The organism is Hymenobacter glaciei (genome assembly GCF_039539585.1).
In the GTDB taxonomy this organism is placed as follows: Bacteria; Bacteroidota; Bacteroidia; order Cytophagales; family Hymenobacteraceae; genus Hymenobacter; species Hymenobacter glaciei.
Genome location: NZ_BAABDK010000025.1, coordinates 333839 through 353540 on the forward strand (window position 1 = coordinate 333839; position 19702 = coordinate 353540).

The following is a 19702-nucleotide window of genomic DNA, read 5'->3' on the forward strand; positions in this document are numbered from 1 at the left end:
CGCTGCGCTCAGGATGACAGCCGATTACAGGACATAAGCAACCAAGACCATGAAATACTACAGCCTCCGCCACCAGTCGCCGCCGGTTGATTTCCGGCAGGCCACCATCACCGGGCAGGCACCCGACGGCGGCCTGTACTTTCCCGAAACCATCCCGAAGTTCTTGGCTGGGTTCCTACGCGAGCTGCGCGGCCTGAGCAAAGCCACCGTGGCCCTGAACGTGATGCGGCCCTACGTGGGCAGCACCATTCCCGAGAGCGACTTGCAGCGCATCTGCGCCGAGGCGGTGGATTTTGACTTTCCATTGGTACCCGTGGAAGCTGGCATTTCCTCTCTGGAGCTTTTCCACGGGCCAACCCTGGCCTTTAAGGACGTGGGCGCGCGGTTTATGAGCCGCTGCCTGGGCCACTTCGCCAAAGCTGGCGATACCCCGCCCGTAACGGTGCTGGTAGCCACCTCGGGCGATACCGGTGGGGCCGTGGCCAGTGGCTTCCTGGGTGTGCCGGGCGTGGAGGTGGTTATCCTCTATCCGGCCGGCAAAGTGAGCCTGGTGCAGGAGCAGCAGCTCACCACCCTGGGCCAGAACATCACGGCCCTGGAAGTGGCCGGCACTTTCGACGACTGCCAGGCACTGGTGAAACAGGCTTTTCTCGACCCGGAGCTGGCGCAGCGGCGGTTTCTGACCTCGGCCAACTCCATAAACGTAGCGCGCTGGCTGCCGCAGCAGCTCTACTACTGCTTTGCCATGCAGCAGTGGCCGGCCGAAGCGCCTGCGCCGGTGGTAGCGGTGCCAAGCGGCAACTTCGGCAACATTTGCGCCGGGTTGCTGGCGCAGGCTTCGGGGCTGGGCTTGGGCCATTTCATCGCGGCCTGCAACGCCAACGAGCCGGTGCCGGTGTACCTGCGCACGGGCACCTACACGCCGCGCCCGGCTGTGCCCACTTTCTCCAACGCCATGGACGTGGGAAACCCCAGCAACTTCGTGCGCATTCTGGAGCTGTTTGGCAACGACCTGGGCCGGTTGCGCACCGCGCTTAGCGCCGACACGGTGAGTGATGCCGACACGGTAGCCGCCATCCGGGGGGTGTGGGAGCAGCACGGCTACCTGCTCGACCCGCACGGCGCGGTGGCTTACACGGCCCTGCGCCGCTACCAGGCGCAGCACGCGGGCGCGGCCGGCTTTCTGCTGGCTACCGCGCACCCCGTGAAGTTTCCCGACGTGGTCGAGCCCATCCTGGGTCGCGCCATCGAGCTGCCGGCCGTGGTGCAGGCATTGCAGGGACGCGCCAAACGAAGCATACCGCTGGCAGTTGACTACGAGGCCCTGAAAGCCTACTTGATGTAGCCAAGCTTAGCAAAATTCTCAGGAAAACAGCTGGCAACTTACTTTTAACGGTGCCTCAGACACATACTTTCACACCACTTCTGTCTTGCTATGCCGACGTACTACCTCGAATTTTCTGAAGATGAAGCTGCTGGGACCGCCCACAAATTCTACGAAGCGACCGTTGAGGGCCCGACGGTGACCCTCAGCTACGGCCGCATTGGCACCCCGGGAGCCAGCAGCACCCAGCAATGCAGCTCGCCGACAGAGGCCGAGAAGCTGGCGCAGAAGAAGATAGCCGAGAAAAAGCGGAAAGGCTACCAGGAGGCCGTGAAGGGCCAGCGCCAGAAACGCACCATTACGCGGCGCGGGGGCGAGAGCCGGCCCTCAACGGCGAAACGGACGGCCCCAACCATCTGGCGCTTCGAAACCGGTTCGTCGGCATTTGGGGTGTTTGTGAACGAGCAGGGCTGCTGGGTGGGCAACCAGGACGGCCGGGTGTATCAGCTCAGCCACGAGGCGGAGGTGCACATGCAGTACCAGCTGAGCGAAGGCGTGAAGTGCATCGTGTCGGACGGGGCGTGGATGTACGTGGGCTGCGACGATGGCAATGTGTATAACCTCACCGGTAAAACCCCGCGCCTGGCTTACGAAATCAATCCGCACATCGATATTTTCTGGCTCGACATCGCCAATGGCCTGCTGGCGGTATCGGATGCCGCTGGCCAGCTTACCACCGTCAACTACGAAGACGAGGAGCAGTGGGCCGTAAAAACCGGCGGCAGCGCCGCCTGGATGGTGCGCTGTGACGCTGTGGGCCGCATTTTCTACGGCGATTCGCAGGGCGTGCGCTGCTACTACGGCTGGGAAAAGGAAACCCTGGTGTGGCGCTATCCCACCAGCCAGGTGCTGTTTGGCTGGTTCGATGGCACCCACGCCTACGCCGGCACCGGCACGGGCCAGGTCCTGAAATTTGGCCAGGCAGGCGAGTTGCTGCAAACCTATAAGGCCGACGGGGCTGTGTTGTCGTGCGCCACCGCGCCGGGCGGGCGCTACGTCTTCGCGGCCGATGGCTCATCGACGGTTTACTGCTTCGGCGAAGATGGCCAGCGCCTGTGGAAGCTGGCCACTGGCTGCGGTTCGGCGCTCTCAATGCAGTATTTCAACGAGCGCCTGTACCTGGTGACTACCAGCGGCACCTTCGCCTGCCTCGATGTGAGCGAGGCCGCTATTGCCCAGGCCGAGCAGGGTACCGCCGCCCCGGCTCAGGTGGTGAAGGCCCCCAACGGAGCCGTAACCGCCGTGCAGAGCGACGTACTGGAAGCGGCCCCGGCTAATGCATCGGGCGTGCTGCTGCGCTGTGTTCGCGAAGGAGGCAAGCTGCGCGTTCGGGTCGCGCAGGCCGGGTACCACGACTGGCACGTGCAGTTCCCGAAAAACCTTCGCCAGGAAGGACAGTTCTACTTGGCAGAACGTCTTGAGCCAGCCGCCCAAGGCGATTTCTACCGCGTATTAGGCAACATCTACGCCGTCAATGACTAACTGCATCAATATCCTGCGAGGCCAGCCGGCCACGTTTGCACGCCGTTTTCTATTACCAGCCCTAGCCTTGGCCTTCGCAGCCTGCCGCCCCGACCAGGTCGAACACTTGAAGGACAGCAAGCGCATCGGCATCGAAACCGCCAACTGGGAGGTAAAGCGCATCATGCCTAATGACCTGCTGCGCGCTACCCGCTGGGCCGGCGACTCCCTAACGGCCACCGCCGACTCGCTGCTGCGCCGCACACTGGCCCGCGAGCTGGCGGCTGGCGGCGTGGCCCGGGCCATGAGCTTTTGCCGCCCCGAAACCTACCGCGCTGTCGATTCGCTGGCTGGCGTGCTGAAGGCCACGGCGCGGCGTGTGAGCGTACACCCGCGCAACCCTACCAGCCAGGCCCAACTATTGGAGGCGGAAATGCAATCTGACACCATGCGCACCATCAAGCGGCCGTCGCAGGAAGTATTTTTCTATCAGCGGCCCATTGTGCTCAATAACCAACTTTGCCTGCGTTGCCACGGCGAAATCGGCCAGGATATTTCAAAAGCCGACTACGCTCTTATCAAGCAAAAATTCCCTCAGGACCAAGCCACTGGCTACCACCTGGGCCAGCCCATGGGTGCCTGGCAGGTGCGCCAGCAGCGCCCCGGCGTGGCCGAATTCTGGACGATGAAGACGCGCAAAAAATGGAAGGAGCACAAGATGCCCAAGCTGTTCTGAGCCTAGCCTGGTAGATTTGCAGCCAACCATGCAAGCTGTTTCGGGATGAGTAAGGGATGCGTTCTTCGTTTTTTATTGGTGGCTACTTTGCTGGTGGGGGCTGCTCGGCACGGCTGGGCCCAAACGCCCGCCGCGCCCGCGGCAGGGCAAGCCACCCTCGCCCAATGCGTGCGCATAATTAAAGGCGACAGCGTATTGCTGTTTTACGACGCCACGTATGCGCTAACCCCGCCGGCGTGCGCACCCATTCGGCGATTCACCCGCATCACAGCGTCTGGAGATTTCAACGGCGAAACGCGCGACTACGATGCCCGCACCCAAAAGCTGCGCGCGCGCCTGCACTACCGGGCAGGCAAGCGGGAGGGACGCTATGAAACGTACTTTCCCAACGGCCAGCTCGCCGTGCAAGGCACTTTTGCCCAAGGAAAACCAGCTGGCACCTGGCAGTTTTGGTACGCCAACGGCCAGCAGCGCCAGACGTTGGCATGGACGGACCTGCCAGCTCCACGCCTGCGCATTCTCGCGTACTGGGACTCGACGGGTCAGCAGGGCGTGGCAAACGGCAACGGTGTGTGGCACGACGTGCTGCCCATGTTGCACAGCCGCTTCGGTGGCCCCGTGCTGAACGGCCTGGCCCAGGGCGTGTGGGAAAACCGCGCCGCTACCACCAACAAGCTGCTGACTACCGAAGTGTACGAGCAGGGGATTTTCAGGGGAGGAAAGGCGCTCGATGGCATCGGGGGACGCTACAAGGACCGGCCGTTGCTAGAGCCGCAGGTGGGCGACCTGGTGGCAGCAGCAGAGGGCTTTCGCCTGGGTGCCACCTGCGAAATGCGCCAAGCGGCCTACCAAGCCGACGCCGCCCGAGCGGAACAAATGCGCAACGCGCTGCCGCCTACCCCTGCCGGCGACCCAAGCAGCTTTGTCCAGACGGTGCTGCGGCAACTCAGCGAGTCGAACCAGACCAATGACTGGGAAATAATTGCCGACGGCCGGGAGTTTGTGGTGGAAGCAATGACCGACGAAAAAGGGTACCTGCATTTACTGAGCGGCCAATCCGGCGGTGGCTTCATCACGGCCCTTACACAGGTGGTGAGCGGCCTACCCGCCTGGAGGCCGGCTACGTACAACAGCAAGCCCGTGCCCGGGCTGGTGCAACTGGTCATCAGCAAACGCGGCTCGGTGCTCAACATGTCGTACCGAACCCGGGTAGACCCCGTAGCCCTGATGGCGCGCTGACCTGCCGTTGTGAGCCTGCTACCGGGGCTGTTATTTCTTTTACTTCCCAATGAGCTTCACTGTCAACTCTAACCCTATCATCATCATTGGCGCGGGCATGGCCGGGCTGGCCTGCGCCACTTGGCTGCACCGCGCCGGCCGCGCCGTGCTCGTGCTCGATGCTGCCGACGCCGTGGGCGGCCGCGTGCGTACCGACGTTACCCCCGAAGGCTTCCGACTCGACCGGGGCTTTCAGGTGCTGCAAACCAACTACCCTGAAGCCCGGCGCATTTTCGACTACGGGGCGCTAAACCTGAAATGCTTCCATTCCGGGGCCGTTATCCGGCTGCCTAATGGCAACGAAACCACCCTGCGAAACCCCTTGCAGAAACCGTTGGCGGCGTTCTCGGCGCTGACCTCACCCATTGGTACGCTTCCCGATAAGCTGCGCATCCTTAGCTTGGTGCGCCACGTGCTCACGCACACCCCCGAAGAGCTGCTGGCCCGCACAACATCCGAGGACACGGTGGCTTTTCTGCGGCACTATGGCTTCAGCGAACTCATTATTGACACGTTTTTCCGCCCTTTCTTCGGAGGCGTTTTTCTTGACCGTGGGCTGACCACGGCCAGCAATTTCTTCGAGTTCATCTTCCAGCAGTTCGTAACGGGCGATGCGGCCGTTCCGGCGCTGGGCATTCAGGAAATGCCCGAGCAGCTGGCCGGGCGCCTGCCCCTCGGCAGCGTGCGCCTGAACACGCCCGTGGCGGGCATCGTCGATGGCAGCCAGGTGCGCCTGACTACCGGGAAGGTGCTCCAGGCCTCGGCCATTGTGCTCGCTACCGACGGCCTGGCCGCCCTGCGCCTGCTGGCCGGGCGCAGCGGCAACCCCGACGATGCTCCCACGACCGAAGCGGGCAGCTTCCCTACGGCGGCGCGCATCACCACCTGCACTTACTTTGCCACGCCCGGTGGCCACTCGCCGGGCCGCAACGACAAGCTGCTGCGCCTGAATGCCATGCCCGGCGCCCTGGCCCACAACGTGGCCTTCCCAGCCGATGTGAGCGGTACGTATGCACCCGCTGGCCGGTCGCTCATCTCCGTGAGCACTCACGGCGAGCGTAGCCTGGGCGAAGCCGAATTGGTGCCGCGCCTGCGAGAAGAACTGGCCACCTGGTTTGGTCCCGCTGCCCGCGACTGGGAACACTTGCGCTCCTACCGCATTGCAGCGGCCCTGCCGGTGTATCCGGCTGGCCAGCCGCCCCGTCAGCCGCTGATACTGGGCGATAACCTCTACCGCTGCGGCGACTGGGCCTCCTACCCTTCGCTGAATGGCGCCTTGGCCACTGGGCGTGAGGTGGCCGAAATGATTATTAAGGGTTGATTTAAGCAGGCATCCATTTGAAACAAAACGACCACGCTCATCCGGGCGTGGTCGTTTTGTTGTCGGAAAAACAGCACTACGGCTAAGCCTCCGGATTATGCTGGCCTAAGGTGTTGTAGCCAAGCGTTTCGGCTGGCTCCGTAAATGCCTGGTGAGAATCATCAGTGTCTTTTACGCGCAGGGTCAACAGGCCTGCCAGCACCATCGAGGCTCCTCCTAAGCTAATAGTGGAAAGCGTATTGCCGTGGAAGAGATGCATGGTACAGTAACCCAAAATTGTAGCCGCCACGATTTGCGGAATAACAATGAAGAAGTTGAACACCCCCATGTAGTAGCCCATCCGATTGGCAGGCAAGGAACCCGCTAGAATGGCGTATGGCATCGACAGAATGCTGGCCCAGGCAATGCCCACCATTGCCATCGACACGATGATAAGATTGGGGTTGGAAATAACCTGGAGCGACAACAGGCCCAAGCCGCCGATAATCAGGCACAGCATGTGCGTTTTGCGGCGGCTGGTGCGGGCGGCAATCATCGGAATGAGGAAGGCAAACAGGGCCGCCACGCCGTTGCGCACCGATGAGGCTAGGCTTAGCCAGTCGGCCCCGTCGTTGTACTGCTGCTTCACGCGCTCCAGCGTCGCCTTTTCAGCCGGCAAAGGGTTGCCGTTGGTGAGGTAATAATTGGCCAGGTTGATGGTGAGAATCTTCTCCGTCTTATCGGCCTGAAACTGCTTGATTTCCACCAGGTCCTGCTGCAGCGCTTGTAGCTCCTTCGCTTCTTTGGGCGCGGGTGCTTGCCGGGCCCGGCCATCAATCAGGCTGCTCATCTTAGCAAACAATCCGTTGTCCACTTTCATGTTGTAGATGTTGCTGGTAACGGCGTTCGTGGCATAAATCCACATCGAAAACAACGCGAACCACGTAAAAAACTGCACCAGCGCCAGTTGGCGCATAGCTGTGGGCATCTTAAAAATGCCCATGAACGACTCTTTGATGCCGCCCCAGATTCCCACTTGGGCATTTTCACGCCGAAACGCTTCCATGTCCTCGGGCGGTGTTTCTTTCGAGGTAAACACGGTGTACATCACCGCCGAAATGAATGCGCCAGCTCCCAGGTAAAACGACCATTTCACCGATGGCGGTATTTCGCCGCTCGGGGCCGTGTTGCTAAAGTGGAACCAGTTGGTAAATACCCACGGTAGCAGGGCCGCAATCACCGAGCCTACGCCGATGAAGAAGCTTTGCATGGCAAAACCGGCCGTGCGCTGCTCGCCGGGCAGCTTGTCGCCCACAAAAGCTCGGAACGGCTCCATGCTGATGTTGATGCTGGCATCCAGAATCCAAAGCATGCTGCCGGCCATCCACAACGCCGACGAGTTGGGCATGATGAGTAGCGCCAAGGTCGCCAGCACGGCTCCGATGAAGAAGTAGGGCCGCCGCCGGCCCCAAAACGGGTGCCAGGTGCGGTCGGAGAAATAGCCGATTATGGGTTGCACCACCAAACCTGTAAGCGGAGCGGCAATCCATAAAATCGGAATATCGTCTTTGTTGGCGCCTAGCGTTTCAAAAATGCGGCTGATGTTGTTGTTCTGTAGCTCAAAGCCGAACTGAATGCCCAGGAAGCCGAAGCTCATGTTCCAGATTTGCCAAAAGCTAAGGCGGGGCTTTTCGCGAACATCTGCTGAAGAAGCTACGGTGGGAGCAGCCATGGGTGGGAGGGGGGAGAAAGTAGTGAGAGGGGCACCGCTAAAACGATTGCGGCACAGTTTTCAGATTTAACAGGTCGGCCCGGCAGTCTGGCCGGGCTACTTGGGCTTTATCTCGAACACGTAGGCCGACATAGGAGCCAGCGTGAGGTTGAGGCTGTTGCGCGGCTCATCGTCGGTGAGCAGGTTGGTGTAGGTGTAGAACTTCTTGTTGTTCAGGCCCATCTTGGTCATCACATCGGCGGGAATGGTGATGACGGGCCGGTAAGTTTTCTCGGCGCTGAAGTTGACCACCACCAGCACCTGCTGCTTGTCGGTGTAGCGCAGGTAAGTGTAGAGGTGCTTCTGGTTGTACTCTTTGCCCAGGTTGTTGGCATCCTGCAGCTCGTAGAAACGGCCCTTGCGAATGGCTTCGTTCTGGCTTGCGGCATTCAGCAGGCGGCTGTAGAACTCGCGCAGCTTCTTCTGTTCGTACACCAGCTTGCCGCCGTCGAATTTGCCCTGGTTCAGCCATTTCTGGTGCTCGGGCACGCCCCAGTAATCGAAAATACTGGTGCGGCCGTCTTCGCTGCTGAAGCCTTCGGAGCCGTTGGCGGGCTCGCCCACTTCCTGCCCGAAGTAGAGCATTACGGGGCCGCTGCCCAGGGTGGCAGTCACGGTCATGGCCGGAATTGCGCGCCGGGGGTCGGTGGCAAAATCCTTGCTGGCGATGCGCTGCTCGTCGTGGTTTTCGAGAAAGCGCAGCATGCTCGACGAAAAGCCATTGCTCTCTTCCCGCCATACTTTGGTGATGTCCTCGGTGGTGCCCTCCTGGCGCATCAGCTTGCGCAGGTTGTCGTAGAGGCCCACTTTGTCGTAGAGAAAGTCGAAGTGGCCTTTTTCCAGATACGTCTTGTACTCCGTTGGCGTGTAGGCTTCGCCGATGAACACGAGGTCAGGTTTCACCTTTTTCAGCTCCGGAATCACCCAGGCCCAGAATTCCACGGGCACCATTTCCACCATGTCGCAGCGAAAGCCGTCGACGTTCTTGCCGGCCCAGTACACGAGAATATCGCGCATCTTCAGCCAGGTGTTGGGCACGGGGTCGAAGTGGGGGGCGCGGCCGTTCTGGTAGTCCACGCCGTAGTTCAGCTTCACGGTTTCGAACCAGTCGTTCACGCTCGGGGCTTCCGAAAACACGTCGTTGCCGGTAGCCTTGGCGGGTACTTCGAAGTACTTACCGTCTTCGCGCGGGCCTTTCGATGGGCCCAGGGGGTCGTAGCCAGCGGGCACCACGAAAGGCTTCCCCGGCAGGTAGTAGAAGTTGTTGTTGGGCACGAAGGCCTTGGTTTTGTCGTCGGTCGCACCCAAATCAATCACCCCCAGCGGCTTGGCATCCGACTTATACGACCGCGCCACGTGGTTCGGAATAAAGTCCATCAGCACTTTCAGGCCATGGTCGTGGGTACGCTTGATGAGGGCTTCGTACTCGGCCATGCGGCTTTTCACCACCACGGCCAGGTCGGGGGCCACGTCGTAGTAGTCCTTGATGGCGTAGGGCGAGCCGGCACGGCCCTTCACCACGTCGGCGTCGTCGGGCGGAATGCCGGCGGCGGTGTAGTCCGTCATGGTGGCGTGCTCAATCACGCCGGTGTACCACACGTGGCTCGCGCCCAGGGCCTTGATTTCGTCGAGGGCCTTGTCGTTGATGTCGTTGAACTTGCCGCAGCCATTTTCGGCAATGGTGCCGTAGGGCTTGTTCAGGGCCACTTTGTTGCCGAACAGGCGCGTCATCAATTGGTAGATAATGAGCTTGTTATCCTTCGGAACCTCGGCGGTAGTGTTGGGGTCGGTGGCTTGGGAGTGTTTTTTATCCACGGGCGGGTTAGGCAACGAGAAAGCAGCCAAAGAGAGAAGGGCGCCGGCCAGCAACAGTTTTTTCATGATGTGGCAAGATAACGCTTTGCTTAATGAGGAATGAAGAGTTATGAATGAGGAATTACTGACTGAACACAATTAATCATTGCTCATTCTTCGTTCCTCATTGAGCGAAGCGTTACCATTCCTGCGTCAGGGGGTGCAGCATTAGCTCGTCGATGACCACGTGGGCCGGGGCCTCGAGCACGTAGCGCACCGCCTGGGCCACATCGGCGGGGCGCAAGTGGGTCTTCTCGGCCTCGACACTGCCGGGCGTGGTGTCGTTGAAGTAGGTATCGACCAACCCGGGGTAAATGGTGCTGACCTTGATGCCATGGGGGCGCACCTCCTTGCGCAGGCTGGCCAGCACGGCATCCTGGGCAAATTTGCTGGCCCCGTAGGCCGTGCCGTGGGCGAACGTGCGCTTGGCCACGTCGGAAGCAATGCCCACGATGTGGCCGCGTTTCTGGGCTTTGAAATGCGGAACGGCGGCTTTGCAAAGTAGAAACGTGCCCTTCACGTTGGTATCGAACATGCGGTCCCACTCTTCTCCCGTAAACTGCTCTAGCTCGGCAAACGAACCCACGCCGGCGTTGCAGATGAGAATGTCAAGCCGGCCGTAGTGCCGCAGGGTCTCGGCCACCACGTGCTGGGCATCTTCCTCGTCGGCAATGTCGGCCACAATGCTCATGCCCCGGGTTTTGTGGGTGAGGTCGCTCAGCTCCTGCCCGCTGCGGGCCACGGCTACTACGGTAGCGCCCTGCAGGGCCAGCAGCAGCGCAATGGCTTTGCCAATGCCACGGCTCGCGCCGGAGATGATGACTACTTGGTTGGTGAGGTCGGTCATGGATTTTTCACCGCAGAGGGCGCAGAAGAGTTCGCAGATGACGCAGAAGGTGGTTCATCCGCCAAGCCGTTGACTTTGCGGAACATGCCATCCTTGATGCGGGCGACATTGAAATTTATTAATAAGCCGGCTTTGCAGCCTGAAAGTTTCAGGTAGGTTACCAACTGCATGTGGTGTACGTCAAGCAAGGTTTCTACTGTTTTCAGCTCTACCACTACTTTCCCTTCCACCAGCAGGTCGATGCGGTAACCGATATCGAGATGGATGCCCCGATAATCCATCGGCAACCCAACCTGGTTTTGCACCAACAGCCCCAGCAACCGCAACTCATGCATCAGCGCTGCTTCATAAGCCGATTCCAACAAATCCGGTCCCAGCGCCACATGAACTTCGTAAGCTGCCTTACGAATCAGAAAGGTGATGTCATTTTCATGCATGAGCCTCTGCGTCATCTGCGAAAGCTTCTGCGCCCTCTGCGGTGAAAAATAATGATTTAACGCCGCAACTCCACCACCCAGGCCGTGTGGGCGGGTACAGTCAGCGCTTTCAGGTCGCTGATGATGGCGCCGCTCACTACTTCCACGCCCGTCGAAAAGCCGTTGGTGCGCTCGGCGAAGCGGGTGCCGTCCACCTTCTTCTCGTCCTTGGTATTGTTGGCAATAATCATCACGCTCTCGCCATCCGAGTAGCGGAAGTAGGTATATACGCCATCCTGCGGGATAAACTGCATCAGCTTGCCGCTGCTCAGCACCGGGTGCGCCTTGCGGTAGTTGGCCAGCTTGCTCACGTAGTCGAAGGCCTCGCCGGCCTGGCCCACGCGGGTGGTGAAGTAGTTCACCTTATCGCCCGCAAACCCGCCAGGAAAATCCTCGCGCACCTTGCCGTCGGGGTTCGAGAAGTTCTTCATCAGCACCTCGGTGCCGTAGTACAGCTGCGGCGTGCCGCGCAAGGTGAGCAGCCAGGCAATACCGGTTTTGAACTTGCCGAAATCCTCGCCAATCACCGAGTAGAAGCGGCTCATGTCGTGGTTGTCGAGGAAGGGCACGTTACGGGTAGCGTCCACGTACAACCAGTCGCCCTGCAAGGCGTGGTAGAGCTTGCTCAGGTCGCCGTTTTCAGTTTTCAGCGCATCCGAAATCGCGAAGCAGATTTGGAAGTCCAGCAGGCCGGGCATGTTCGACTTGAAGCCGTTCACCGGCGGCAGAATGTTCTGGGCGAAGAAGGCCTGCTCGGCCTCGGTGCCCTCCCAGGCTTCGCCAAACTGTGCCAGCTTGGGGTACTCCTCGGTAATGGCATTGCCCCACTCCATCAGGAAGTTGGGCTCCGAATACGGGTAGGTATCCACGCGGTACCCATCAATACCCGTCGACTCCACCCACCACAAAAAGTTCTGGATAATGTAGGTAGCCACCAGCGGGTTGCCCTGGTTCACGTCGGGCATGGTGGTATCAAACCAACCGTCGTTGAACAGCTGGTAGTCGCGCTTCGAGCCGTAGGGGTCGTTGAGCGCAAAGGCGTTGTAGTTGCTGCGCGTGAAGGTGGGGAAGGCGTGGAACCAGTCGGCCGCCGGCTTGTCGAGGAACAGGTGATGGTAGCTGCCCCAGTGGTTGAGCACGATGTCCTGCACCACTTTCAGGCCATCGGCGTGGGCGGCTTTCACAAATTGCTGATAATCAGCGTTGGTACCGTAGCGTGGGTCCGTCTGGTAGCAGTCCGTCACGGCGTAGCCGTGGTAGCTGGCCTTGGGCATGTCATTCTCAATCACCGGCGTGGGCCAGATGGCCGTGGCGCCCAGTTTCTTGAAGTAGTCGAAGTGGTTCTGAATTCCCTTCAGGTCGCCGCCGTGGCGGGCGTACATTGAGTCGCGGGCAATGTGGTTCACGCGGGTGCCTTTTACCACGTCGTTCTTCGGGTCACCGTTCGAGAAACGGTCGGGCATCAGCATGTAGATGAAGTCGGCCTGCGTGAGGCCCTGCGTGCGCTGCGGGTCGGTGTTGCGGGCACGCAGTTCGTAACTATACGTCAGGCTTTTGCCACCCTTGAAACTCAGCTTTAGCTGGCCTGGCTTGGTATCAGGCCCAATGGTAAGGTTGACGACCAGATAGTTGGGGCTCTCCAGCTTCTGTTGGCTTTCCAAGGCCACGCCCGGGTACGCAGCCAGGCTGGCCGTGCTGCCCGCAATGCCGGGCGCATTCACCAGCAGTTGCAGTTTGGGGTTTTTCATGCCCACCCACCAGTAGGTCGGGTCGATGCGAACAGCCGGGGCGGCTTTGGCAACGGCACCGGGCTTGACTGCAGGGCCCGAAAAGCCGGGCGTGGCCAAGGAGGCAAGAGGCAGTAGCAGACCAGCGGCCGCCAGCAGGATTTGTGGGAATTTCATAGTGATAAGGACGCCAAAACAACCTGGTGGCCAAAAGTACAGCTTTCCCACAAGGCCGCTGATGCGCAACCGTTTCCACTTTGGGAATATATTTTTCGGGGGTGTCAAAGCACGAAAAAGCCCGCCCCCAAATTCGGGAGCGGGCTTTTGCTATTTGCTTCAGCTAAGCGGCTATTGCTGCTTGGCGAGCCAGAGCGAAGCGTTCAGGTGCAGCTTGGCGTGGCTGGCAATTTCAGTCCAGCCGGGGTACACGGTGTTGCCCGGGCTGCCGGTGCCGTCGTCGGCCGGCGACGAGTCGGCTACCACCACCACGCGGCCCGTGCCGAAGGTGCTGCTGGCGCACATGATGTTGGTGTTGCCCTGCGTCGACGAGGAGCGCCAGATAAGCGGCGTGGCCACCGAACCCGTCGTTTTGGTGATGGTAGCCCCGTTGCTATACTTCAGCTGCGTGACGGCACCCTGCGAGCCATTGAGGATAACATTGGTGGAGCTGGCCAGCACATTGCTGGTGGTTTCCGAGATGTTGGTGTAGTCGATGCTAAAGCCGAAGGGATTGGCCTGCACGGAGTTGTTACTCATCAGGTCGTTCCAGATGTCGACCGAGTCGTAGCCGTCGCTGTTGCGGTCCGAAATGTCGTGGTCGGAAATCATGAATAGCCCGCCGCCATTTTTCACGAAGTTGATAATGGCTGTTTTCTCCGCAGCCGAAAACAGCGTGTTGGGCTCATCCACCACAAACACGTTGTAGTTGGCCAGGTCCTGAGGGTTCGAGGTATTGCCGTAGCTGATGGCCGTGCCCGAAGGCAGGTTCTCAACCGAGTTGCCTTGCTTCACCAGGGCCACGCCCCAGGCCGATACCGCGCCACCCCAGTAGGTTTCGAGCGTAGTGCTGGTAATGCCCGAAGCGGCCGGGGTAGGGTAGCGCGGCACTACGCCGGCGTCCACATCCAGCACCCAGTCGGCATTGCCGGCCGTTTCGGCGTGGCTGGCGTCGAACAAGAACTTCTTGCCGCCCGTGCTTGGGGGTGGGGTAGTGCCACTGCTGTAGCTTTCCACGGTAATGTTATCGAAGTTGAGGCGGTTAGCGCTGCCATCTGTTTTGCGCACCTGCAGGCGCACGTTGCCAGTGATGTTGACCGTGAACGAGGCCGTGCTCAGCGCCGTGCTGCTCGTGGTAATGGTATTGCCTACTTTGGCGTAGCTGCTGCCGCTGGTCGAGCTGGCCCACAGTTCCCAAGTGGTAGAAGCGTCGGTGCCATATTTGGCGTGCGCCACCGTCACCACACCGGCCCCGCCGGTCAGGTCGAAGTTCATGCTCAGCGAGCCGCTGTTGCGAACACGGGCCGACCAACTGCCGGTTTTGGGGTCCGCTGTGGTATTGCCGATAAGGGCCTCATTCAATGTCCACGAACCGGAACCGAGCGTAACGCTGCCAGTGGTGTAGGCCGTTTTGGTGCCCGTTTCAAACCCTTCGGGAAAGCCCGGAGCCGACACGTTTTGGGCAACCACGGCGGCCGTGGGAGCGCCTGGCGTCAGTTCCGACTTCGAGCAGCCAGCAAACAGTGCAGCAGCTCCCAGCAAGGGGGCCACCAAGTAGCGAACAGAAAAATTCATGCGCAAAGGGTTGAGTGAGAAAGTGCTTAATACGAAGCACGGTGCCAAAAGTATAGGACTAAAACAATGATATCATTAATATTAGTGTTAAAAAATTATGTCTTTTTCAAAATAAGCACTATAAATGGCCAAGATTTTATAACCCTTACCGAATTATTGCTTCTGGCTGTAGCGGCAAACACCTGTGGTCGGGTATTCTCCGGAGCAAGACAAGCACTCGGCTGTTGTATTGAGTTTTAGCTGCCGCGCTCCGGCCGTAGTTGCCCCAGCCGCATTGCTTAAAGCCGAGAGTGAACGGCCCCATTTGTCGCGGCAAATAAATTTTACCACTAAGCAGTTGGCTGATATTGCCTTGACACTGTTAGCGTTGGCCGGAATGCTAACGTTTGCTTAAATCCTGCCTCAATATCAAGGGGTTGCGATTTTTCCGCAAAGCTTCGGACCTTGCGGGCCTAAGGCAGGGCAAGCCATGCGCGGCTCGCCTCATTCTCTAACTCGTAATGTTCACTTCAGCGTGCCTCCGGGCGCATTTGCTAGCTTATGGCTTTTACTTTTAAACCCTACACGCCAGCCGCTAAATACAAGACGGCGGCCGCGTATTTCTCGATGGAGTTCGCCGTCGACCAGGCTCTGAAAACCTATTCCGGTGGCCTGGGCTTCCTGGCCGGCTCGCACATGCGCTCGGGCTTCGAGCTGAAGCAAAACATGGTGGGCATCAGCATCCTGTGGAGCTTTGGCTACTACGACCAGGACCGTAACTCCGACCAGAGCATGCGTCCCGAGTTCCGCCAGAAGCACTACTCCTTTCTGGAAGACACCGGCCTCATCTTCCCCATCACCATTCACGGGGCCGATGTGCATGTGAAGGCCTTGTACCTGGCCCCGGAGGTGTTCGGCACGGTGCCCATGTTCTTTCTCACCACCGACATTGAGCAGAACGACCACCTCTCGCGCACCATATCCCACCACCTCTACGACCCGGACGCGGCGGCCCGCGTGGCCCAGAGCATCCTGCTGGGCGTAGGCGGCGGCAAGCTACTCGACGAGCTCGGCCGCAAGACCGATGTGTACCACCTCAACGAGGGCCACGGCCTGCCCCTGGCGTTCTACCTCTACGAAAAGCACGGCCGCGACCTGGCCGAAGTGCAAAAGCGCTTGGTATTCACCACGCACACGCCCGAGCTGGCCGGCAACGAGGAGCGCCCCATGAAGCTGCTCACCGACATGACCTTTTTTGGCACCATGCCGGAAGAAGAAGTGCGCCGTGTGGCCCGCATCGGCAACGGCGACGCGCTGAACTACACACTCACCGCGCTGCGCTTCGCCCGCAAGGCCAATGCCGTAAGCAAAGTGCACAGCACCGTGGCCAACGACATGTGGGGCCACTACGAGGGCATCTGCCCCATTATCCCCATCACCAACAGCCAGAACGGCACCTACTGGCGCGACCCGCAGCTGGCTGCCGCCCTCAAGAGCAAGGAGGATGCGGCCCTGCTGGCCCGTAAGCAGGAGCTGAAGAAGGACCTGTTCAAGATTGTGGCCGACCAAACCGGCAACGTGTTCGACTCCAGCGTCATCACCATTGTGTGGGCCCGTCGTTTCGCCGGCTATAAGCGCGCCGACCTCATCCTGCGCCACTTCGAGCGCTTTGTGGAACTGGCCGCCAACGCCAAACACCCCGTTCAGGTAATCTGGGCGGGCAAGCCCTACCCCAAGGATTTCGGGGCAATGGCCTTGTTCAACGACATCATCAAGCGCACGGCCCCCCTGAAGAATTGCGCCGTACTCACGGGCTACGAGCTGGGCCTGTCGGCCGCCCTGAAAAAGGGTTCCGATATCTGGCTGAACACGCCCCGCTTCCCGCGCGAAGCCAGCGGTACCAGCGGCATGACTGCCGCCATGAACGCCAGCGTAAACCTGAGCATTGCCGATGGCTGGATTCCGGAGTTCTGCAAGGATGGCGAAAACGGTTTCCTCATTGCCCACGCCGACGAGCACCTGCCCGACAACGTGAAGGACGACCAGGAAGCAACCACCCTGCTCGACGTGCTGGAGAATACCGTACTGCCGCTGTATTATGACCAGCCCAAGAACTTCCTGAAAGTGGTAAAAACCGCCATGAAGGACGTGGAGCCCGCGTTTGAAAGCGCCCGCATGGCCCGCGAATACTACGAGTTGCTCTACAAGGTGTAGCCTGAAGCAGGGCAACGGAGTACCCGTCTGTCATCCTGAACACAGTGAAGGACCTTATCAAGTTTGAACGGTTGTCGTATGAACGACTCATTCAGGCGTGGTAAGGTCCTTCACTGCGTTCAGGATGACAGACGATTTTTGCTATTCCTCCAAACTCCTTCCCTTCCTGCCATGTGCGGCCGTTACTCCTTCATTGCCCCTGCTCCCACCATCGAGCAGCGCTTCGATGCCACGTTCAGCGAGCCCGTGCCGCCGGCTTACAATGCGGCCCCTTCGCAGCGGCTGCCCGTCATCACCAATGCCGCACCGGGCCAGATTCAGCTGCTGAGCTGGGGGCTGGTACCCGCCTGGAGCCGCGACCCGGCCGGCGGTCCCAAGCCCATCAATGCCCGCGCCGAAACGCTGGCCGAAAAACCCAGCTTCCGGATGCTGCTAGCCCGGCGGCGCTGCCTGGTGCTGGCCGACGGCTTTTACGAGTGGCAGGCCACGCCGGCGGGCAAGGTGCCGCACCGCATTCTACTGCGCGACGAGCAGCCCTTCGCCTTCGCCGGCCTTTGGGATGAATGGGTGGACCGGGCCACCGGCGAGCTGCACCCCACTTTCACCATCATCACCACCGAGCCCAACGAGCTAATGGCCGGCATCCATAACCGCATGCCGGTTATCCTGCCCAATCGCGCTGCCGAGCAAGCCTGGCTGTCCGACGACTATCGCCTGCCCGACTACCAGCAGCAGTTGCAACCCTACGACGCCGCTGCCATGCGCGAATATGTGGTGAGCAAGCTTGTGAACTCCCCGGCCAACAACGTTGCCGAAGTACTGGCTCCGGCCGCTGCCTAACGCCCCGGCAAGGAAGTAGCAAACGGCATATTACCTTGCCGGCATGAATGCTACCGCTCCGGTTTCCACTACCTGGCTTTCGACGCACAACCCTTGGGTACTGATGCTGCTCACGGCAGTATTGGCGGCGCTCCTGCAAATGGGCCTGCCGTGGTGGACCGCCGTGGTGCTGGCTTTCGGTATAGGCTTTGGGCAGGCACAGTCGGGCAAGGCAGCCTTCTGGGTGGGGTTCGTAGGGTTGGGGCTTAGCTGGCTCCTGCCAGCCGCATGGCTGGCCGTGCAGAACAATGGCCTGCTGGCGCACCGGGTGGCGCAGCTGCTGCCCTTGGGTGGCTCGGCACCCGCACTGGTCTTGGTAGCTACGCTGGTTATTGGCTTGGCCGGTGGGCTGGCCGGTTTGTCTGGTCGCTGGCTGCGGTCAGCCCTGGCGGCGCCATCCCGCGAAGCTCGCGGCTAAACATACCGGTTATTTCAGGCGTTTGGCCACCCATTCGCCCACAGCTTCCAGGGCCTCGGCCGAAGTGGTGGTTGGCGAAGTAGTGCCGGCCAGCAGGGCGCGCTCGCCCAAAGCCGTCTCAAAATCGTGAGTTACGCCATCCAGCTGCTGCGAATCAGCCAGCTTATTGCCCTTAAAACCCTTTTCGAGGGCAGTTAAATTGGTGGCAGCCGGCACCAGAACATCGGCGGCGCCGTGCAACAGCAGCGTGGGGCAGCTTACTTTGGCCAACTCTGCTTGCGGATTGAATGCCAGCAGCGAACGGTACCAGGGGCTGGTGAGCTGGCGGGCACGGGCCTGGGCCGTAGCCGAGGCCAGGCGAGGGTAAATCTGACGCAACATGTTGGCCACGATGGCCTGGGCCTGGGCATTATCAGTTGTTTGCCGGATGATTTCGAGCAGGGCGAACTGGCGCTTGTAGAGGATTTCGTTGCGCTTGCGGGCTTCGGTGGTCAGGCGCAGTTGTTCCTGAGCTATGCGCACCTGCACCTGCGCGGGGTTGGCTCCGGCAGCCATCTGCTGCTTGGCCTCACGCCGGGCCAGGGCCATGCGCTGGGCGCAAAAGGTTTGCCAGGCCCACTGGGCCGTGTCGGGCTCGCCGGGGCGGTTCACCAGCGAAGTTTGCCGGGCCAGAAGCTCCTGCCCACTCACTCCAGCTGCGGCCAGTGCTACCACAAATGCTGGCGCGGGGGCTTGGGTAGCAGCCAGTAGCGCCACGTTGGCGCCTTCGCCGTGGCCCACCACTCCTACCCGCATGGGGTCGATGCCCGGGCGCGAGCGCAGAAAGTTCAGGGCGGATTGGGCATCGGCAGCCAGTTCGGCGCTGGCTGTAGCGGCGGGCAAGGCCAACGAGCGGCCGGTGCCGCGGTCATCGAGGCGCAGCACGGCGAGGCCCTGGCTCAGCAGGTAGTCGGTGAGGTTATCGAGCAGGCGGTAGCTGCCTGCCTCTACGCTATTGGCGGGCACAACATCGGGCAGCAGCAGCACGGCCGGGAAGGGTCCGGTGCCGGTAGGCCGCCGCAATACGCCTCCCAGGCCCAGTTCGGGGTTGGGGCTGCTGGGGCTGCTTACCTGCACTTCTTCGGTGGCAAAGGTGGTTGCCGCGGCCGGCAGCGGCGTGGTGCCGGCTACCCGGTCGAGCACCAGCACCGTACGGAAGCCCGGCTGCTGCCAGGTGCCGCGCAGGCGTTGGCCCTCGGCTACGGCCAGGGCAGCAAACCGGCAGCCGGCCTGCTCGGCCACAAACGTGATGCTGTCGGCGCTGGTGCGCACGCGCATCAGGCTATTGTCGAGGCGTTGCGCATCGATGCGCAGCCGGGCTGTGGGTGCGCCATCGGCTTGCTGGCTAATTAGAATGGTGACCTGGCGGCTTCCGCCCGGTACGGGCAGCACCCCAGCCCACTGGCCCAGCAACTGCTCATTAGTAAGAATATCGGCCCACAAAGGGCTGCCACACAACAGGAGAATAGCCAGCAGGTTGATGATTCTTTTCATGGCTAGCAGGGGCCGGAGCCTGTGAGTAAAATAATAGCTATTTCAAATCGTCTT

15 protein-coding genes are annotated in these 19702 nt (G+C 60.6%); 8 read left to right on the top strand and 7 right to left on the bottom strand.

Going from position 1 to position 19702, the window contains the following annotated elements; all coding sequences use genetic code 11:
* Nucleotides 1–49: 49 nt before the first annotated feature.
* From thrC to ABD837_RS16825, 5 genes are all read left to right on the top strand, one after another.
* Nucleotides 50–1345, top strand: coding sequence for a threonine synthase (gene thrC, locus ABD837_RS16805; protein WP_345056766.1), 1296 nt, complete (start codon nucleotides 50–52; stop codon nucleotides 1343–1345).
* Nucleotides 1346–1435: 90 nt separating this feature from the next.
* Entirely contained in the window at nucleotides 1436–2866 is a 1431-nt protein-coding gene (locus ABD837_RS16810; protein ID WP_345056768.1) for a WGR domain-containing protein, read from the top strand.
* Complete coding sequence (locus ABD837_RS16815) at nucleotides 2859–3581, top strand: c-type heme family protein (RefSeq protein WP_345056770.1); 723 nt, start codon at nucleotides 2859–2861, stop codon at nucleotides 3579–3581. The genes ABD837_RS16810 and ABD837_RS16815 overlap by 8 nt, the downstream gene beginning before the upstream one ends.
* A gap of 78 nt (nucleotides 3582–3659) precedes the next feature.
* On the top strand, nucleotides 3660–4820 hold the full coding sequence (locus ABD837_RS16820) for a toxin-antitoxin system YwqK family antitoxin (protein WP_345056772.1): 1161 nt from the start codon (nucleotides 3660–3662) through the stop codon (nucleotides 4818–4820).
* Nucleotides 4821–4869: 49 nt separating this feature from the next.
* Complete coding sequence (locus ABD837_RS16825; RefSeq protein ID WP_345056774.1) at nucleotides 4870–6180, top strand: protoporphyrinogen/coproporphyrinogen oxidase; 1311 nt, start codon at nucleotides 4870–4872, stop codon at nucleotides 6178–6180.
* An 82-nt stretch (nucleotides 6181–6262) separates the two neighbouring features.
* Here ABD837_RS16825 and ABD837_RS16830 read toward each other — a convergent pair whose 3' ends face one another.
* The 6 genes from ABD837_RS16830 to ABD837_RS16855 all read right to left on the bottom strand — a co-directional run bounded on the left by ABD837_RS16830 (nucleotide 6263) and on the right by ABD837_RS16855 (nucleotide 14625).
* Entirely contained in the window at nucleotides 6263–7891 is a 1629-nt protein-coding gene (locus ABD837_RS16830; protein WP_345056776.1) for an MFS transporter, read from the bottom strand.
* 96 nt (nucleotides 7892–7987) lie between these two features.
* The gene (locus tag ABD837_RS16835; protein WP_345056778.1) at nucleotides 7988–9811 is read right to left on the bottom strand and encodes an alpha-amylase family glycosyl hydrolase; all 1824 of its coding nucleotides are present in this window, start codon (nucleotides 9809–9811) and stop codon (nucleotides 7988–7990) included.
* Nucleotides 9812–9923: 112 nt separating this feature from the next.
* Nucleotides 9924–10631, bottom strand: coding sequence for an SDR family oxidoreductase (locus tag ABD837_RS16840; protein ID WP_345056781.1), 708 nt, complete (start codon nucleotides 10629–10631; stop codon nucleotides 9924–9926).
* The gene (locus ABD837_RS16845) at nucleotides 10628–11083 is read right to left on the bottom strand and encodes a GxxExxY protein (protein ID WP_345056783.1); all 456 of its coding nucleotides are present in this window, start codon (nucleotides 11081–11083) and stop codon (nucleotides 10628–10630) included. The genes ABD837_RS16840 and ABD837_RS16845 overlap by 4 nt, the downstream gene beginning before the upstream one ends.
* A gap of 41 nt (nucleotides 11084–11124) precedes the next feature.
* Nucleotides 11125–13011: an alpha-amylase family glycosyl hydrolase gene (locus ABD837_RS16850; RefSeq protein WP_345056786.1), complete on the bottom strand. Its 1887-nt coding sequence runs from the start codon at nucleotides 13009–13011 to the stop codon at nucleotides 11125–11127.
* Nucleotides 13012–13182: 171 nt separating this feature from the next.
* Nucleotides 13183–14625: a hydrolase gene (locus tag ABD837_RS16855; RefSeq protein WP_345056788.1), complete on the bottom strand. Its 1443-nt coding sequence runs from the start codon at nucleotides 14623–14625 to the stop codon at nucleotides 13183–13185.
* Between the two features lie 540 nt (nucleotides 14626–15165).
* Here ABD837_RS16855 and glgP point away from each other — a divergent pair.
* The 3 genes from glgP (at nucleotide 15166) to ABD837_RS16870 (ending at nucleotide 18115) form a co-directional block, all read left to right on the top strand.
* A complete protein-coding gene (gene glgP / locus ABD837_RS16860; protein ID WP_345056790.1) occupies nucleotides 15166–16818 on the top strand; it encodes an alpha-glucan family phosphorylase in 1653 nt (550 codons plus the stop codon).
* Between the two features lie 171 nt (nucleotides 16819–16989).
* Entirely contained in the window at nucleotides 16990–17658 is a 669-nt protein-coding gene (locus tag ABD837_RS16865) for an SOS response-associated peptidase (RefSeq protein WP_345056792.1), read from the top strand.
* Between the two features lie 43 nt (nucleotides 17659–17701).
* The gene (locus ABD837_RS16870) at nucleotides 17702–18115 is read left to right on the top strand and encodes a hypothetical protein (RefSeq protein ID WP_345056794.1); all 414 of its coding nucleotides are present in this window, start codon (nucleotides 17702–17704) and stop codon (nucleotides 18113–18115) included.
* A 9-nt stretch (nucleotides 18116–18124) separates the two neighbouring features.
* On the opposite strand, the gene ABD837_RS16875 is transcribed toward ABD837_RS16870, so the two are convergent.
* Nucleotides 18125–19648: a serine aminopeptidase domain-containing protein gene (locus ABD837_RS16875; protein WP_345056796.1), complete on the bottom strand. Its 1524-nt coding sequence runs from the start codon at nucleotides 19646–19648 to the stop codon at nucleotides 18125–18127.
* Nucleotides 19649–19702 lie beyond the last annotated feature (54 nt).

Excerpts from the sequence above, each read along its gene's own strand:
- thrC (WP_345056766.1), top strand. The coding sequence starts at position 50 with ATGAAATACTACAGCCTCCGCCACCAGTCGCCGCCGGTTGATTTCCGG.
- ABD837_RS16810 (WP_345056768.1), top strand. The coding sequence starts at position 1,436 with ATGCCGACGTACTACCTCGAATTTTCTGAAGATGAAGCTGCTGGGACC.
- ABD837_RS16815 (WP_345056770.1), top strand. The coding sequence starts at position 2,859 with ATGACTAACTGCATCAATATCCTGCGAGGCCAGCCGGCCACGTTTGCA.
- ABD837_RS16825 (WP_345056774.1), top strand. The coding sequence starts at position 4,870 with ATGAGCTTCACTGTCAACTCTAACCCTATCATCATCATTGGCGCGGGC.
- ABD837_RS16830 (WP_345056776.1), bottom strand. The coding sequence starts at position 7,891 with ATGGCTGCTCCCACCGTAGCTTCTTCAGCAGATGTTCGCGAAAAGCCC.
- ABD837_RS16835 (WP_345056778.1), bottom strand. The coding sequence starts at position 9,811 with ATGAAAAAACTGTTGCTGGCCGGCGCCCTTCTCTCTTTGGCTGCTTTC.
- ABD837_RS16840 (WP_345056781.1), bottom strand. The coding sequence starts at position 10,631 with ATGACCGACCTCACCAACCAAGTAGTCATCATCTCCGGCGCGAGCCGT.
- ABD837_RS16845 (WP_345056783.1), bottom strand. The coding sequence starts at position 11,083 with ATGACGCAGAGGCTCATGCATGAAAATGACATCACCTTTCTGATTCGT.
- ABD837_RS16850 (WP_345056786.1), bottom strand. The coding sequence starts at position 13,011 with ATGAAATTCCCACAAATCCTGCTGGCGGCCGCTGGTCTGCTACTGCCT.
- ABD837_RS16855 (WP_345056788.1), bottom strand. The coding sequence starts at position 14,625 with ATGAATTTTTCTGTTCGCTACTTGGTGGCCCCCTTGCTGGGAGCTGCT.
- glgP (WP_345056790.1), top strand. The coding sequence starts at position 15,166 with ATGGCTTTTACTTTTAAACCCTACACGCCAGCCGCTAAATACAAGACG.
- ABD837_RS16865 (WP_345056792.1), top strand. The coding sequence starts at position 16,990 with ATGTGCGGCCGTTACTCCTTCATTGCCCCTGCTCCCACCATCGAGCAG.
- ABD837_RS16870 (WP_345056794.1), top strand. The coding sequence starts at position 17,702 with ATGAATGCTACCGCTCCGGTTTCCACTACCTGGCTTTCGACGCACAAC.
- ABD837_RS16875 (WP_345056796.1), bottom strand. The coding sequence starts at position 19,648 with ATGAAAAGAATCATCAACCTGCTGGCTATTCTCCTGTTGTGTGGCAGC.